Annotated in this window: 14 protein-coding genes; 6 read left to right on the top strand and 8 right to left on the bottom strand. The window is 70.8% G+C overall.

Features of this window, described 5'->3' with window-relative positions:
* Positions 1-78: 78 nt before the first annotated feature.
* Positions 79-1797: a LysM peptidoglycan-binding domain-containing protein gene (locus tag NR798_RS46330; protein WP_375769047.1), complete on the bottom strand. Its 1719-nt coding sequence runs from the start codon at positions 1795-1797 to the stop codon at positions 79-81.
* 242 nt (positions 1798-2039) lie between these two features.
* On the opposite strand from NR798_RS46330, the gene NR798_RS46335 reads away from it, so the two are divergent.
* Together NR798_RS46335 and NR798_RS46340 are read left to right on the top strand one after the other, a co-directional pair.
* The gene (locus NR798_RS46335; protein WP_375769048.1) at positions 2040-3122 is read left to right on the top strand and encodes an Rpn family recombination-promoting nuclease/putative transposase; all 1083 of its coding nucleotides are present in this window, start codon (positions 2040-2042) and stop codon (positions 3120-3122) included.
* Between the two features lie 208 nt (positions 3123-3330).
* Positions 3331-4689: a sensor histidine kinase gene (locus NR798_RS46340; RefSeq protein ID WP_375769049.1), complete on the top strand. Its 1359-nt coding sequence runs from the start codon at positions 3331-3333 to the stop codon at positions 4687-4689.
* Between the two features lie 7 nt (positions 4690-4696).
* Here the strand turns inward: NR798_RS46340 and NR798_RS46345 are convergent, their stop codons facing one another.
* Entirely contained in the window at positions 4697-7639 is a 2943-nt protein-coding gene (locus NR798_RS46345) for a PAS domain-containing protein (protein ID WP_375769050.1), read from the bottom strand.
* A 200-nt stretch (positions 7640-7839) separates the two neighbouring features.
* Here NR798_RS46345 and NR798_RS46350 point away from each other — a divergent pair, with 200 nt between their 5' ends.
* Positions 7840-8487, top strand: a complete 648-nt coding sequence (locus tag NR798_RS46350; RefSeq protein WP_375769051.1) for an SCO family protein — start codon at positions 7840-7842, stop codon at positions 8485-8487.
* Between the two features lie 88 nt (positions 8488-8575).
* Here the strand turns inward: NR798_RS46350 and NR798_RS46355 are convergent, their stop codons facing one another.
* The 3 genes from NR798_RS46355 to NR798_RS46365 form a co-directional block, all read right to left on the bottom strand.
* Positions 8576-8995: a hypothetical protein gene (locus NR798_RS46355; protein ID WP_375769052.1), complete on the bottom strand. Its 420-nt coding sequence runs from the start codon at positions 8993-8995 to the stop codon at positions 8576-8578.
* Positions 8996-9122: 127 nt separating this feature from the next.
* Positions 9123-9560 carry a hypothetical protein gene (locus NR798_RS46360; protein ID WP_375769053.1) on the bottom strand — a complete coding sequence of 146 codons (438 nt, stop codon included), beginning with the start codon at positions 9558-9560 and terminating at the stop codon, positions 9123-9125.
* 80 nt (positions 9561-9640) lie between these two features.
* Entirely contained in the window at positions 9641-10183 is a 543-nt protein-coding gene (locus NR798_RS46365) for an O-acetyl-ADP-ribose deacetylase (protein ID WP_375769054.1), read from the bottom strand.
* A 152-nt stretch (positions 10184-10335) separates the two neighbouring features.
* Here NR798_RS46365 and NR798_RS46370 point away from each other — a divergent pair, with 152 nt between their 5' ends.
* Complete coding sequence (locus NR798_RS46370) at positions 10336-10869, top strand: hypothetical protein (RefSeq protein WP_375769055.1); 534 nt, start codon at positions 10336-10338, stop codon at positions 10867-10869.
* A gap of 146 nt (positions 10870-11015) precedes the next feature.
* Here NR798_RS46370 and NR798_RS46375 read toward each other — a convergent pair whose 3' ends face one another.
* From NR798_RS46375 to NR798_RS46385, 3 genes are all read right to left on the bottom strand, one after another.
* Positions 11016-11459, bottom strand: a complete 444-nt coding sequence (locus NR798_RS46375; RefSeq protein WP_375769056.1) for a Fis family transcriptional regulator — start codon at positions 11457-11459, stop codon at positions 11016-11018.
* A 311-nt stretch (positions 11460-11770) separates the two neighbouring features.
* Positions 11771-13132, bottom strand: a complete 1362-nt coding sequence (locus tag NR798_RS46380) for a universal stress protein (protein WP_375769057.1) — start codon at positions 13130-13132, stop codon at positions 11771-11773.
* Between the two features lie 195 nt (positions 13133-13327).
* Positions 13328-13717, bottom strand: coding sequence for a type II secretion system protein GspG (locus tag NR798_RS46385; RefSeq protein WP_375769058.1), 390 nt, complete (start codon positions 13715-13717; stop codon positions 13328-13330).
* 135 nt (positions 13718-13852) lie between these two features.
* On the opposite strand from NR798_RS46385, the gene NR798_RS46390 reads away from it, so the two are divergent.
* The gene (locus NR798_RS46390; RefSeq protein ID WP_375769059.1) at positions 13853-14902 is read left to right on the top strand and encodes a hypothetical protein; all 1050 of its coding nucleotides are present in this window, start codon (positions 13853-13855) and stop codon (positions 14900-14902) included.
* An 87-nt stretch (positions 14903-14989) separates the two neighbouring features.
* Positions 14990-15292 (top strand): hypothetical protein, encoded by a 303-nt coding sequence (locus tag NR798_RS46395; RefSeq protein ID WP_375769060.1) that lies wholly within the window; start codon positions 14990-14992, stop codon positions 15290-15292.
* Position 15293: the final 1 nt, after the last annotated feature.

The raw sequence follows: 15293 nt of genomic DNA on the forward strand, positions 1-15293 counted from the left end.
CCGAGGGGGGTTGGCCGCGGTCATCGGGGCCCCTTCCGGGGGGAAGGGGCGCCGTGCCGAATCAGGTAAGGCTCACTCTCAGGTGAGCACGTCGAGCGCGCGCGCGTAGTACTTCTGGCGATCGGCGAGCCCGTTGTAGCCGCCGTTGATGCGGCGGGTGATCTCCTTGAAGTTGCCGGAGTCCGCGTAGCTGTTCAGGTTGCGGGTGTTCCAGAACCAGGCGGCGGTGCGGAAGCCCACATCCGGGTCGGCGGCGCGCTTGGGGTTGTTCTCCAGGTCGATGCCCAGGGCCTTGCCCGCGGCGCGGTAGTTGGCGCGGCCGGTGAGCTGGATGGGGCCGCGGCCCTTGAAGCGCACGCCGTCGCCGGGCTGCGTGTTGCCCAGGTCCTTGCGGCCCTCGTAGGCGGCACCGGAGGCGATCTCCTCCATGTAGCGGAACTCACCGCTCTCGTGGGCCAGCTGCGCGAGGAAGGCGGCCTGGCGCTTGGGGGTGTTGATGCCGGCCTCGGCCATGGCCTTGTTGAGGTGGGGCAAGTACTGCTCCGCCTTGGCCTGCGACAGGTTGGGCATGATCTTCTTGAGCTGCGCGAGCGACACGCCGCCCTTGGTGCCGGGCTCGTTGCCCGGGCCCGTGACGGGGCCGGGGCCGGAGGAGCCGCCGGTGCCCGAGGTGCCGCCCACGTCGGCGCCGAGCTTCTTGAAGGCGGCGCGGGTCAGGGGGCCGTAGTAGCCGGTGTTGGGCACGCCGTGGGCGGCCTGGAACTCCTTGAGGGCCGCCTCGGTCTTGGGGCCGAAGATGCCCGGGCCGGTGTTCATCTCGGCCTGGCTCATGTGGCCCAGCTTCACCAGCGCGGTCTGGAGCTGCTTCACGGCGGCGCCCTTGGCGCCCTTCTCCAGGTCACCCGTGGGCAGGTCCAGGCCCTTCACGGAGCCACCGCCCGAGGGCTTGGTGGGCGCGGAGGCGGTGCCGCCGCCGGTGGCCGGAGCGGTGCCCGGCTTGGGGTTGCCGCCCGAGAAGGTCACCAGCTCGCCGGTGCTCTTGTAGTTGCTGGGGCCGCCGACGAGCTTGCCGCCCTGCAGCTTGAGGGCGATCTCCTTCCCGGTGGCCGGGTCGTTGGCGTAGTAGGTGTCGCCCTTGCGGTGGGTGACGGCGACCCAGTGGTCGGTGCCGTTGGCGCCGCCGTTGGAGCCGGCCTTGTAGTCCACGCCGATGACGACGGGGCGGCCCGCGTCGATCTGCTTGTTGATGTTGTCCATGCTCCAGCCGGGCTTGCTGGCGCCCAGGCCGGCCATCTTGGCGGCCTGGCCCCAGATGAGGCCGTTGCCGGAGTAGCCGCCGGTCTTGTCGAGATGGGCGTCGAGCTCACCGGGGTTGATGACCTTGCCGGAGATCTTGCTCATGGCCATGGCGGTGGAGGTCATGGCGCAGCCGGCGGCGGAGATGGAGGAGCCGGTGCCGAGGGCGCGGCCGCCCCACTGGGCATCGCCCTGGCGGAAGATGGGGGTGCCATCGGCGGAGGTGGGGAACTGACGGCCGTCGTCATCGCGGGCGGGGCCGGCGCGGCCGCTGGAGGAGGCGGCGGGGGCCTGGTTGTTGAACGTGTCACCGCCGCTCTGGGAGGGGCGGCCGGGGGCCTGGGGACGCTCGAAGCTGTCGGGCAGCTTGAGCTTCTGGCCCACCGCGATCTGGTTCACGTCCTTGATGTTGTTGGCCTTGGCCAGCTTGTCGACGGAGGTGTTGTACTGCTTGGCGAGCGCCGACAGGGTGTCGCCGCGACGAACGGTATGGACGGACACGGGGGACTCCGGAAGAGGGAGGACTTGGGGGAAGAAGGACAGCGATGACCTATTCTCGCGTGAAGCGAAAAAAGGTTGCTGGGGGGGCAGAAAAAACCGGTGGGGCCCACACCTGGAGTGCGCAAAGGCCCCGGAAACAGGAGCCCAGACGCACTGGGGGAATGGATTGACGGCCTGGATGGAGCCGTCCGGGAGCCGATCGCACTTCTGGCATGAGGTGCAGCAAGTCGTGAGGAGGGCTGGTGCCGGGGACTCGTTCCACGCTCCTGGCCCGCCGCATGCTTTGGGCGCGGCTCGCCATGTCGGGACCGCATGACCTCTTCGCCCGCTACACCTTCGGCCACCCCGAGCGCGCCGCCGCCGAGCTGCGTGCCGTGCTGCCCGCGCATGTCGTCTCCGAGGTGGACTGGTCGTCCCTGCGGCGGGAGCCGGGCAGTGTGGTGGACCCGGAGCTGCGGGAAACGGAGAGCGATCTGCTCTTCACCGCGAGCCTGCGCTCGGGCCAGCCGCTGCTGCTGTATCTGCTGCTCGAACACCAGTCGTCGGTGGACCGGTGGATGGCGCTCAGGATGCTGCGCTACGTGGTGCGCCAGCTGGAGCGCTGGCGCCAGGAGCACCCGGAGAGCACGCGGCTGCCGCTCATCGTCCCGCTCGTCATGTACCACGGGCCGGATGGGGCCTGGACGGCGCCGCGCCGGGTGGAGGACCTCTTCGAGTTGCCGGAAGGCGAGGCGGAGCGCGGGCGCTGGCGAGCCCTGGTGCCGCGCTTCGAGTACCTGCTCGATGACCTGACGGCCGAGCGGGAGGAAGCGCTGAGCGCGCGCTCCGGCCCACCCCTGGCCCGATTGGCGTGGCTGGTGCTGCGCTATGGGCGCACCGGGGAACTGGCCCGCAGGTTGCCGGACTGGGTGGCGCTCTTCGCGCAGCTACAGGCCACTGCCGAGGGGGGCGAGCATCTGGTGGTCATCATCCGTTACCTGCAGTGGACCGAGGGCAAGGCCGTCCATGCAGCGGCACGGCAGGTGTTACATTCGTTGGTGGATGAGCAACGAGCGGAGGAGTTGATGGGGACCTGGGCCGAGGAAATGATTGAGGAGGGAGTCCAGAAGGGCTTGGAGAAAGGGCTGGCCAAGGGCCGGGAGGAGGTGTTGCCCCGAGTGCGTGGGCACATCCTGCAACTGCTCACCGCGCGGGGCGTGCCCGTGGACGAAGCGGCCCGGCAGCGCATCCTCAATTGCACGGACCTGGACACCCTCGACCGGTGGTTCGACCGGGCCCTGAGCGCCACCACCCTGTCCGACGTGCTGGACGACCTGGCCCAGTAGGAGCGCCCTACCCGCCGCAACTTCCCTGGGTGAAGGCCCCGCCCGGGAGGGGCGAGTGCCCTCCTGGAAGACGCACGGTGGGGTTGCCCACGGCGCCGTGCGACGTCTCCCATCACACAGATAGTGGATATTTCCGCCCGCGCTCCGCCCTGGTGAAGCGCCGTCCTCCGCGCGCTGCTCTACCATCGGCGCTGGGGGGTCGCGTGGCATGAACAAGGGACACACGCCCGTTGGGACGACGGGTGCCGGCAGTGAGGCGGACGCCAATCCCATCAACCAGAGGCTCGTCTTCTGGGCCTTCCTCTCACTGGCCATCTTCCAGGTCATCCTGGTCGCGGCCTCCTGGGGAAACGGGCCGCTGGTGGTGGCGCTGTGCGTGCTCTCCGTGGTGCGTGGCGGCATCAACGCCGCGGTGCTCCCCTGGCTGCAGCGCAGGGGGCTGGAGCGGTTCGGGGTGTGGATCATCCTGATCTCCAACCTGCTCAACAGCACGGCCACCGCCGTGATTCTTCAGTGGAACTCGCTGGCCTGGTGCAACGTGCTCTTCCAGGCCGTCTTCCTCAATGGCTTCCGTGAGCGCGAGCAGCACTCCGTGCTCAATCGCGTGGGGCTCTGCCTCTTCCTCGCGGTGTCGGCGGTGCTGGCGTTTCGCGCGGGCAACCCCGTCTCGACCATCGCCCCGTTCTGCGTCATCGCCTGGCTGCTCTACGTCATCAGCGAGGAGCGCTGTCAGATGCTCGTGTCCGCGCTGGACGCCTCGCGCGAGAATCACCGGCAGCTGTTGCGCATGCAGGCGCAGCTCGTGGCGCAGGAGAAGCTCTCCAGCCTCGGCCTGCTCGCGGCGGGCGTGGCGCACGAAATCAACAACCCCATGGCCTTCGTGACGAGCAACGTGCGCGCGCTCGCCCAGGATTTGGAGACGCTGGGCCAGCGCCCCGAGGAGCTGCGCGAGTACATGGAGGAGGTGCTGCCCGCGACGCTCGATGGCATCCGCCGCGTCAACGCGATTGTCGCGGACCTGCGGCGCTTCGCCCGGGACGACCCCGGCGAGCCCACCGCCTTCGACGTCAACGTGGAGGTGAATTCGGCGCTGCGGCTCTCGCAGGGCGAGCTCAAGGGCCGCTGCGAGGTGCGGGTGGTGCTCGGCCAGCTGCCCCCCGTGGTGGGCCAGGCCCGGCAGATCGGCCAGGTCCTGGTGAACCTCATCGTCAACGCCGCGCAGGCCCTGCCCGACAAGGGCGGCGTGGTGACGGTGCGCACCGAGGCCATGCCCGGAGAGGTGCTCGTGCACGTGCGCGACAACGGGGTGGGCATGTCCGCCGAGGTGCGCGGCAAGCTCTTCCAGCCGTTCTTCACCACGAAACCCGTGGGCGAGGGCACGGGCCTGGGCCTCGCCGTCGCCTACGGCATCATCACCGCCCATGGCGGCCGCATCGAGGTGGAGTCGGAGCCCGGCCAGGGCACGTGCTTCACCGTGCGGCTGCCGAGCGTCCCGCGCCTCACGCCGGAGCAGCCCACCCCTCCGGTGAATCCTCCCCTCGGCCTGCGCATGACCACGCCCGCCTGACGTCGCCTCACCCCGCCTGGGCGCCCGCGTCTCCACGCCCCGCGAGCTTCGCCACCGCTTCAATCAGCGTCGCCGGCTCCAGCGGCTTGGCCAGGTGCACCTGGAAGCCCGCGCGGTAGGCCCGCCGCGCGTCCTCGGCGCTCGCATACGCCGTCAACGCAATCGCTGGCACCCACTGGTCCCTCGCCTCGGCCCACGCCCTCACCTTCCTCAGGAGCGAGTGCCCGTCCTCCCCCGGCAGGCCAATGTCGGACACCAGCACGTCCGGCATCGACTCCCTCAGCCGCTCCATCGCCTCGGCCGCGGTGCTCGCCGTGCGCACCACCGCGCCCCGCTCGCGCAGCATCAACGCAATCAACTCGCGCGCGTCCGCCGCGTCCTCCACCAGCAGCACCCCCACCCCGTCCAGCCGTACCTCCGGCGCCTGCGCCTCCGCGCCCGGCAGCGCCTCCGGCTTCACCTCGGGCAGCACCGCCGGCACCGGCAGCGTCACCATGAACGTCGAGCCCCTCCCCTCCCCCGGGCTCTCCGCCCGCACCTGGCCTCCGTGCAGCCCCACCAGGTGGTGGACGATCGCCAGCCCCAGCCCCAGCCCACCGTGCTCGCGCGTCGCCGAGCCGTCCGCCTGCCAGAAGCGCTCGAAGAGGTGCGGCAGGGAGTCCGCGCGAATCCCCTTCCCCGTGTCCGTCACCCGCAGCCGCAGCTCGCGCTCGTCGCGCTCCACCCGCACGTGCACCCGCCCGCCCGCCGGGGTGAACTTCACCGCGTTCACCAGCAGGTTCCAGCACACCTGCTGCAACCGCGCCGGGTCCCCCACCAGCATCGCCGTGCCGTTGCCGCCCACCTCCACCTCGAGCGCCAGCGACACCCCCTTCTGCTCCGCGTGCGGCCGCACCACCTCCACCGCCGCCTGCACCACCCCCACCAGGTCCACGCCCCGCCGGTGCAGCGTCAGCTTCCCGGTGATGATGCGCGACACGTCCAGCACGTCCTCGATCAGCTGCGCCAGCGTGCGCGCGTTGCGCTCGATGACGGCCAGCCCCTTCTCCACCGCCCGCGCGTCGTTCTGCCGGTTGCGCAGCATCTGCGTCCAGCCCAGCACCGCCGTCAGCGGCGTGCGCAGCTCGTGGCTCATCACCGCGAGGAACTCGTCCTTGGCGCGGTTGGCCGCCTGCGTCTCCGCCATCAGCCGCGTGTTCTCGATGGCCACCGAGGCCATGCGCGCCAGCTGCACCAGAATCGCCTCGTCCTCGGAGCTGAACTCGCCCTCGTAGCGGTCCGACAGCTGGATGAGGCCCAGGTTGCGCCCGTCCCGTCCCACCAGCGGCGCCGCCAGCCAGCCGCGCATGGGCGGGTGCTTCACCGTATGCCGGCCGAAGCCCCGCCACGCCGGGTGCGCCTCCAGCTCCGTCTGCGTCAGCCGCATGGGCAGGTTCAGCCGGCACACCCAGGTGTAGAGGCCCGTGCCCTCCGGAGGCTGCTTCCACTCGCGCCACGCCCCGTACTTGTCCGACAGCGACACCGAGTGGATGGCCTGCGCCCAGTTGCCCTCCAGCGTCAGGCTGGTGACGGACTGGTGCGCGCCAATCACCTCGCGCGCCTGCTCGGTGACGGCCTTGAGCACCTGCTCGACGGAGTCCGCCTCGCTGATGACGAGCGCGGCGCTGGCCAGCCCCTGCAGCTGCACGGCGTGGCGCTGCTCGCGCGAGAGCAGCCGCTCCAGCTCGGCCTCGCCCTGGCGCTGGCGGGTGATGTCCCGGTGGGCGCCCACCCACTCGCGCACCGAGCCGTCCTTCTCCAGCACCGGCACCGCGCGCGCCAGCATGTGGCGGTACGAGCCATCGTGGTGCCGCAGCCGGTGCTCCACCTGGAAGGGGGTGTGCGTGGAGAGCGCGTCCTCCCAGGCGCGCACGGAGCGCTCGCGGTCCTCCGGGTGCACCGCGTCCAGCCAGCCCCACCCCTGGTGCTCCTCGCGCGGCTGCCCGGTGAAGGCGCTCCAGCCCGGCTGGTCCTCCACGAACTCGCCCGAGGGCGGCGTGGCCCAGATGATGTCCGACGTCGCCGTCACCAGCGAGCGGAAGCGCTCCTCGCTGTACCCCAAGTCGCGGGCCAGCGCCTCGGCGGTGCGGCGCGAGCGCACCAGGTCCGTCACGTCGTAGGCGAAGATGGCCACGCCCTCCACCCGTCCGGCGGCGTCGCGCTGCGGGTGGTAGGCGATGTCGAAGAACATCTCCTCCGGGGGCGAGCCCGCCGTGCGCGGCACCTTCACCGGCCGGGCGCGGCCCACGTACGCGTTGCCGGAGGTGTACACCCGGTCCATCACCTCGAAGACGCCCTGCCCGCCCAGCTCCGGCAGGGCCTCGCGCACGGGCTGGCCCACCATGTCCCGGCTGCCGTGGAAGCGCCGGTGCAACAGGTTGGAGAAGACGAAGCGGTGCTCGGGGCCGCGGGTGATGCTGACGGCGGCCGGGGCCAGCATCAGCATCTCCTGGAAGCGCGCGCGCTCGCCCTCCACGGCGGTGCGCGCCGACTGCTCCGCCGACAGCAGCCGCACCCGCTCGTTCTCCGCCAGGCGCCGCTCCGACACGTCCCGGCTGAAGACGACGAGGCCCTCGCCCGAGGGGAAGGCGCGCGACTCCAGCCACACCCCGCCGGGCGCGAAGAAGTCCTCCAGCGACACCAGGGTGCGCGCGTCCATGGCGCGGCGCCACGCGGGGGCGAAGGCGCTCTCGGCCACCTCGGGCAGCGCCGTCCACAGCTCCTGGCCCAGCAGCTGCTCGCGCGAGTGGCCCAGCAGCCGCTCGAAGACGGCGTTGAGCCACACCAGGCGCCAGGCCCCATCCACCACGAGGATGCCGTCGGTGACGCCATCGAGCAGCGGGTCGAACCCCGCCGGTGTCCCGCGCTCCAGCCCCCCGGTTGGAGTTCTTGACGGCTCGTGATTGGCCATGGACTCGGAGTACAGGCTTAGCAGAGCACGGTGACGGCTGCTCGCGGGTGGGGGGCGGACTGTCCGGCGCAGGCCGTTCCGAGGTGGGAGTAGAGGACACCTGGGGGAGCATGAAGCCGCCTGGGGAGGGAGGAGGCGGCCCATGGGCCCGTGGCCTTGTGCGTCCGGGGCGCATCCGTTAGCAGTCGGGACCCAGAGCCATGATGTCCACCGACACCCCGACTCCGAATCCGCCGCGCTCCGCCACCCCTTTCCTCTGGGCGGGGCTGGCCTGTGCCCTGTGCCTGGCGCTGCTCGTGGTGGGGCTGGTGCGCCCGAAGCAGGAGCCCCTGCAGCGGCTGGGCAGGCTCCCGGCCTTCAGCTTCACGCGCCAGGACGGCCAGCCCTTCGGCCTGAAGCAGCTCGAGGGCCGGCCCTGGGTGGCCAACTTCATCTTCACCCGCTGCCCCACCATCTGCCCCGTCTTCACGCGGAAGATGGCGGGCGTGCAGAAGCAGACGGCGGACCTGGGCGAGCTCGCGCTCGTCTCCTTCTCGGTGGACCCGAAGTACGACACCCCCGAGCGCCTCACCGCCTATGCCCAGAAGCATGGCGCGGACCCGGCCCGCTGGAGCTTCCTCACCGGCGAGTACGAGCAGCTCAAGGGCACCATCGTGGGCGGCTTCAAGATCGCCATGGGCCGGGAGGAGGGCGGGGACGAGGACGACATCAACCGCATCTTCCACGGCTCGCACTTCGTGCTGGTGGACCGGACGGGGGAGATCCGCGGCTACTACAACAGCGAGCACGACGACGACGTGGAGCGGCTGGTGCGTGACGCGGCGCGGCTGGTGAAGAGCGGCGAGTAGCACCCGGGGCCGGAAAACACGAAGGGCCGGCCTCCCGTAGAGGGAAGACCGGCCCTTTTCACGTGACGCGTCCAGGGACGCGAGGGGCTCAGGCCTCGAGCAGCTTCTGGGCGTGGGCGTGGGCGAAGATGTTCTGCAGGTTGATGCCGCCCTGGGGAGGCAGCGCGTCGCCGACCTTCTTGGCGATGCCACCGACCGTCTCGGCCAGGTCGCCGAGCTTCTTGATGGTGGGCATGGCCTTGGACAGCATCCCCAGACCGCCCAGCGGGCCGCCGGCCACGAAGGACAGGGCGTTATCCAGGAACTTGTCGGCGAAGGGCTTGATGAGGTTGCCGATGCCGAAGGGCAGCTTGTCCAGCGCGCCGCCCACCAGCTTCTTCACGGGCGCCATGATCTGGTCCAGCGGCTTCTGCAGGAAGTTGGTCACCTTGCCGACCACGTCCGCGACCTTGCCCACGGTGCGCGCGATACCGCCGATTGCCTTGCCGATGCCGCCCAGGAAGCCCATGGTCTAAACCCCTCGTATCCCCGCGGGGATACAGAAAACGTGTGGATGATTTGGTGGAGAAGCAGCCCCGTGCTGGGGAGTACAAAAGGATTATCGCGAGAGGCGATTTCGAGTTGCGTGCGGAATTTCAGATCCGCCCCGGACCGCCCTTGCGCATCTGGTTGAGCAGCTCCTGGCGCTTCTCGGGGTCATCCGAGGCCAGGGGCTTCTCGCCCTCGGTGCCCTGCAGCGAGGGCTTGCCCGCGGCGGAGGGGGCGCTCTCGAAGCCGGACTTGTTGAAGTCGGGGCCCTCGAGGCCCAGCTCCCCCTTGGCGGCGGCGACGAAGAACTGACCGACCTCCTCGGGGGTGGGCGCCTCGTAGCCCGCGGCGCGCAGCTCCGCGTCATCGGCTACCTGCAGCACCGGCTGCTTGTCCGGGTTCTGCGCGTAGTCCAGCACCAGCTCCACATAGGCCTCCAGCTCCATGCCCACCGACTTCGCGATGCGCTTGGTGTCGGGATCGGCGAGGAGCTCGGCGCGGACCTTCTCCACGGGCTTCTTCAGGCGGGGCTTCTGCTGGGACATGAGGCGGCTCCAATCAAGGAAAAACCGGGTAGCCGGGACTCTACTTCAGCCGTTCCGTCGGAGCCAGAACCCTCCCGCACTCAGGGTGAGGGTGCTCCGGCGGCGGCGAGCGCCTGGCGGTACACGTCCAGATCCTCGGCGCTGAAGAGCACCACCGTCACCTGCTCGAGCCGGGGCAGGCGCACGAGGGCGGCGCGAAGCTCGCGCAGGGCGATGGGAGCGGCCTCGGAGAGGGGGAAGCGGTAGGCGCCGGTGGAGATGGAGGGGAAGGCCACGGAGCGCAGGCCGTGACGCTCGACGAGCTCGAAGACGGAGCGGTAGCAGCGCGCGAGCGTCTCGCGCTCGCCCTTGTGGCCGCCCTGCCAGACGGGGCCCACGGTGTGGATGACGTGACGGGCGGGCAGGTGGTAGCCGCCGGTGATGCGGGCCTCGCCGGTGGGGCAGCCGTGGAGGGTGCGGCACTCGGCGAGCAGCCCGGGCCCAGCGGCGCGGTGGATGGCGCCGTCCACGCCCCCGCCGCCGAGCAGCGAGGTGTTGGCGGCGTTGACGATGGCATCGGCGGCCACCCGGGTGATGTCGCCCTGGGTGAGCACCAACGGCTCAGGCACGGGGTGTTGGCTCATGAAGCGCTCCTGCGAGAGAGGCCTGGCGGACGGGCAGGCGCTGGAAGGGCTGACGGCCCACGGGACGGCCTGGAGATTGACGCGGTGCTTCCAACCCGTCCGCGCGTGCATACCTTGGCCGGAAAGACATCGGACAGGGAAGGGACACACACATGGCGATGATCGGGACCCGCCTGGTGGAGAGGATGAAGGACGAGGCGCTGCGGCTGGGCACTCGGGGGGTGCGGTGGGTGGTGGAGGGCACCGCCACGGCGTTGAGGACCCTGGACCGGCTGCAGGAGTGGCTGCCCGAGGAGGCGCGGGGAGCGGCACGGCGGCCGGCGCAGGGGGACTCGGTGATGGAGCACCAGCGGCAGGAGCCGTCGCTGTACCGGCCTCCACCCGACAGACCGGTGATGGCCCGTCCGGCGAAGAAGCAGGTGTCACCGGAGGTCCAGGCCACGGCGGAGCTCGTGCTGGAGCAAGCCCAGGCCGCGAGGGAGCGCATCAAGAAGGCGCAGCCGGCGCCCAAGCCGCTGATCGTCTCCGCGGACGCCGAGGAGCAGTTGCCCAGCCCGGCCAAGCGGCGGACGGCGCGCAAGACGATGCGGACGCAGGGCCGCAAGACGACGGCGGCGGCTGCGGCGCCCAAACGGGTCACCGCCCAAGGCTTCAAGGCGAAGCGAGGCCAGAAGCACAAGCACTGAGCCGCGCCACCAGAAGCCGCGCCACCAGAAGCCGTGCCACCCGAGCCACTCACGCCCCAACCTCCCCTCTCCCCTCGGGAGAGGGACGGGGTGAGGGTGCCCGGACCCCGGGTTGAACCCATGCCCGGGGGCACGGTGCGGCCGTCTTACCTGCGCGTGACCTTGGGCGAGGTGGCGCGGGGGGCCACCTTGCTGCGCATGCGCGAGCTCTTCATGGAGATGCCCGAGGCCTTGAGCTGGGCGGTCTTCTCGGCGGCGAGGCGTTCGGCCTCGGCCTTGCGAGCGGCCTCCTCGGCGGCGAGCTGGGCGCGGCGCTGGGCGATGAGCTCGCGCATGCCGTCGGCGGTGAGGTCCACCTGGGCGAGGTGGAGCCGGTAGAGCAGGTCCTCGCGCAGGGTGCCCTTGGAGCGGGCCAGCTCGACGCCGCCGGACAGGCCGACGACGATTTTGGGACGCTCTTCCTGGGTCTGGAGGCAGCGGACGATGAGCCCCTGCGCGGCGACGCTGATGCGCGCCACGTCGGGGATGAAGACGACGCCCCTGGGCTGCCGGAGGGCGTCGCCGACCTGCTCGGTCTGGCGGACCTCCACCAGGGGGCCCTCCTTGGCAAAGTTCCTCGCCGCCGTCGCCGCCCACGTGCGCCGCTCATCTTCCGTGCCACCACTCAGGAGCACGGAAGCGCGGTTCGCTACGAGCTCCTCTTCGCGGTACCCTCGCGGTGTCAAAGGCAGACCTCCCCCGTCGTTGACTGAGTCTGACAAAGCCTAACGCAAATCAGGTTTCCCGTCGAACCCGGCAACGTCTCCGGGGCCGGGAAACCGGCCTGGAACGAGGAAATCCCCCAGTCTTTCCACGGAGTTGCAAAAAGAACAGGGGACCTCGGGAAACCTGTTGGGAAGGGTCAGGTGGGGAGGACCACGACGGGCCGGCGGCAGCGCTCCACCAGGGCGCGGGCCACGGACTCGCCGAGGGCATCGGTATGACCCGGTGCGTCAGACGTACCGAGGCACACGAGGTCCACGCCCTCGCGCTCGGTGGCCTGGCAGATGGCGCGGGCGACGTCGTCGCCGGTGACGCCCTCCATCGTCCAGTGCACCCCGCTGGCGCCGTCCTCGTGGGGAACCAGGGCCTTGAGGCGCTCGAGGATGGCGGACTGCTCGCGAGGGGGCTCGGGCACCACGCCGTACTGGTCCATCACCCAGGCGCGGTCGGCGGGGCGGCGGCGGTGCACGTGCAGCAGGTGGACGCGGCCGCCGGGGCGCACGAGGGAGCGGGCCTCGGAGATGGCGCGGGTGCTGGCCTCGGAGAAGTCCACGGGCACCAGCACGGCGCGAGGCGGGACGCTCCTGCGGGCCACGGGCCGGGTGGGGGGCACGCACGCCACGGACTGCTCGGCATGGCGCAGCACCCCGGCGGACACCGAGCCATGCCACAGCCGCGCGAGGCCTCCACGCTGGTGGTTGCCCACGAGGACGAGGTCCACGCCGTGCGCGTGCGCCACGTGCAGCAGGTGGTCCGCGGGGCGGCCGAAGCCGGGCTCCAGGTGCAGCTGCAGGGTACCTTCGCCGGGCAGCTCGCCCACGCGCTCGCGCAGCTCGCGCAGCAGCACGCGCTCCACCTGCGGGTCCAACACCTCGATGCGGCGCACCACCGGGTCCAACACCTCGAGGTGCACGGGGGTATGGATGCCCAGGCGCTCACGCTCCTCGACGGGGGAGCACACGGAGACGGCGAGGACGTCACAGGGGCCCACGCGGCGCAGCTCCTGCAGCCAGGCGACGGCGGCGGCCGAGGCGTGCGAGTCATCCACGCCGACGAGCACCTGGAGGCGGCGGCGGCCCTGGGCCCAATCGGCGAGGGCATCACCCTGGCGGCGCACGACGAGCACGGGGACATGGGCCTGCTGGGCTACCCGCTCGGGGACGGGGGTGCGGTGCCAGGCGGGGAGGTGGCCCCAGCCCTCGGCGGGGAGGAGGAGGAGCCGGGCGCCGCGGACGAGCTCATGCGCCACGAGCACGGTGCCCGGGGCGCCCACCAGGAGGTACGCCTCGATGGAGAGGCCCGGGGTGCGCAGGCGGGAGGCGGTGGAGGAGAGCCGGGAGCGGGCCTCGTCGCGGGAGCGGGGACCGTGGAGGGGGGGGTGCTGGGGCTCGAAGACGCCGAGGAGCCACAGGGGCTCACCGAGCCGGGCGGCGATGGCGGCGGCGGCCTGGGCGGTGCGGCCCGAGGCCTCGGACAGGTTGGTTGCGCACACGACGGCCATGACAGCCTCCCACCGAGGGCGCGAGGGGAATGCCCTCTTCTCAGGAGAACCCTCGACGGGAGGATGGCCATTGCACGAAAGGCCAGGAGGCCCCCGGCCACGAGAGTCCTCACCAGCACGCCCCTCCCCTCTCCCACCGGGAGAGGGACGGGGTGAGGGTGCCGGGGAACACGGGCTGGATCCGCGTAAAAAACCCTACCGCGTCCCCACGGCCGCGTGCCCGTCATGGTTGGTGTGGTCCTGGTTGGGACCATTGCCGCCGCGCAGCCCATCCTGGCCATAGGACTGGAGGAAGGGCCGCTGCCCGTTGCTGGCGTAGGCGTAGGGGTGGCCCCAGGGATCGGTGGGCAGGGTGGGGAGGTACTTGGGCACGAGGAAGAACAAGTCGCCCTCCTCGGGGATGGAGCCGTGCTCGGCGCGGTAGGCCTCGAGGGCGGAGATGATGCGGGCGAAGTCGGCGTGGGCCTGGGCGGCACCGGGGTCGTGCTTGCCGCGCAGGCCGAGCCACACGGTGATGCCGATGGCCAGGAAGGCGATCGGCAGGAAGATGACCATCAGATGGGGTCGGCGGCGCGGCGTCGTCACGGAGTCCTCTTAGCAGCCGTGCCCGCCCCTCGGAAGCATCACCGCACCTGCTCGCCCGCCAACAGAGCCGGACTGCGGGGCCGTGCCCGAAGAGGCCGCCGCGGACATGCTCGTCCCTCTTCCAGGGGGGCATTCATGGCGGAGCCGGGAGATCAGGCGCCATCCGCGCCAGGGACCGCACCACGGCGGGGGAAGTCCGCGTCGTTCTGGCGGGAAGGACATGCCGCGCTCCGGCTCGTCTTCCGCTCGTCGCTCGTGCTGCTCATCGTCTGTGTGCTGAGCTTCGTGGCTTCGCTCCAAATCTTGCTGGGAAGCCAAGGCTTCCGCAGCCTGCACTTCCTGAGCGCACGCCATGCGGGGCTCTGGCACACGCTCCTGGCGTTCCAACCCACGCTCTGGCTGGCGGCCCTGCTCAGCGTGTTCGGTGCGTCCAAGCGCAACGGTCCGGTGTGGCCGGCCGCGAGGCGGGAGCGGATGGCGCTCGTGTTCTGTGCCACCTTCGTCTTCGCCATCTCCATGCTGCCCGCCGTCAGCCAATTCCTGGTCCGTCCCTCGTGGCTGCCCGGAAACGAGGATGAGCTGCTCAAGGTGCCCCACCTGTGGGAGAAGCTGCTCGTCTTCAACTGCATCGGCTCGGGGGTGGGTGCCCTGCTCGGTGGCGCGCAGCTGAGCGTGCACGTCCAGCTCGCCGGACGCCCGCCGCGGCCCCTGTCCGAGGCGGCGGAGACCGCGGCGGAAAGCCTCGAGGGAGAGGTCCGGCGCTATCAACAACTCCGGGCACAACTGAAGCGCTGTCTTGGTTTCGCCGGGGCCATCATCTCCGCCACGCTCTTGACCATCGGAGCCTTGCGCAACCTGCTCATCGAGGCCATCCCCACTCAACCCGATGTGCTCCCAGCCACGGCCGTCATGGGCTTCGGCCTCTACTTCACCGGATGTCTCGCCATCATCTATCTGCCGGCCTCCAAGGCCCTGTCCGAGGCGGGCGAGTCGCTCGCGGCGCGGCTCGTCCCGCCGGCACCGGAGGCGCACACCGGCTGGAAGCAGTGGTCCGAGGAGCACCAGGCCGTGCGCACCTACCTGGGACTGGAAGGCTCCGCGCTCCACGAGCTTCAGCAAGGCCTCACCCTGCTCTCGCCCTTCATCGCGAGCCTCTCCACGCTGCTCCTCGGCACGGGCCGGTGAGCCCGGGGCCAACCAGAGGCAACCCCCAATCCCCCCTCGGCGCCAAATCGAGCTATCCTGGTAAAGCGTCACAACCAGGAGAAACACATGCGCGGAATGTTGGGAGTGCTGTTGGCTGGAGTGCTGGCGGGGTGCGGTGGCGTCGTGACCGAGTCAGGGGCCGAAGTCGAGGCGATGGCCCCGGCTCGCGCGGACGCGCTGGGTTCCGAGGGGGCGCCCACCAGCGATTACACCACGCTGCCCTATTGCTATCAGATCGATGCGCTGGCCTGCGGCTCCATTGGCTCGAAGCGCAATTGCACGGATGGCGCCGGGGGCACCTTCACGTGTATCTGCTCGACGGGGGAATGGGATTGCCCGCCCTACGATGAGCCGCTCGCCGGGAAGTAGG

Origin of the sequence: Archangium gephyra (assembly GCF_042230915.1) — a bacterium.
Taxonomy (GTDB): Bacteria; Myxococcota; Myxococcia; order Myxococcales; family Myxococcaceae; genus Archangium; species Archangium gephyra_B.

Bases quoted from the DNA above. Each gene is read 5' to 3' on its own strand.
- NR798_RS46355 (WP_375769052.1), bottom strand. From the start codon at position 8,995: ATGGGCTTCCTGGGCGGCATCGGCAAGGCAATCGGCGGTATCGCGCGC.
- NR798_RS46370 (WP_375769055.1), top strand. From the start codon at position 10,336: ATGGCGATGATCGGGACCCGCCTGGTGGAGAGGATGAAGGACGAGGCG.
- NR798_RS46350 (WP_375769051.1), top strand. From the start codon at position 7,840: ATGATGTCCACCGACACCCCGACTCCGAATCCGCCGCGCTCCGCCACC.
- NR798_RS46365 (WP_375769054.1), bottom strand. From the start codon at position 10,183: ATGAGCCAACACCCCGTGCCTGAGCCGTTGGTGCTCACCCAGGGCGAC.
- NR798_RS46340 (WP_375769049.1), top strand. From the start codon at position 3,331: ATGAACAAGGGACACACGCCCGTTGGGACGACGGGTGCCGGCAGTGAG.
- NR798_RS46390 (WP_375769059.1), top strand. From the start codon at position 13,853: ATGGCGGAGCCGGGAGATCAGGCGCCATCCGCGCCAGGGACCGCACCA.
- NR798_RS46360 (WP_375769053.1), bottom strand. From the start codon at position 9,560: ATGTCCCAGCAGAAGCCCCGCCTGAAGAAGCCCGTGGAGAAGGTCCGC.
- NR798_RS46395 (WP_375769060.1), top strand. From the start codon at position 14,990: ATGCGCGGAATGTTGGGAGTGCTGTTGGCTGGAGTGCTGGCGGGGTGC.
- NR798_RS46380 (WP_375769057.1), bottom strand. From the start codon at position 13,132: ATGGCCGTCGTGTGCGCAACCAACCTGTCCGAGGCCTCGGGCCGCACC.
- NR798_RS46345 (WP_375769050.1), bottom strand. From the start codon at position 7,639: ATGGCCAATCACGAGCCGTCAAGAACTCCAACCGGGGGGCTGGAGCGC.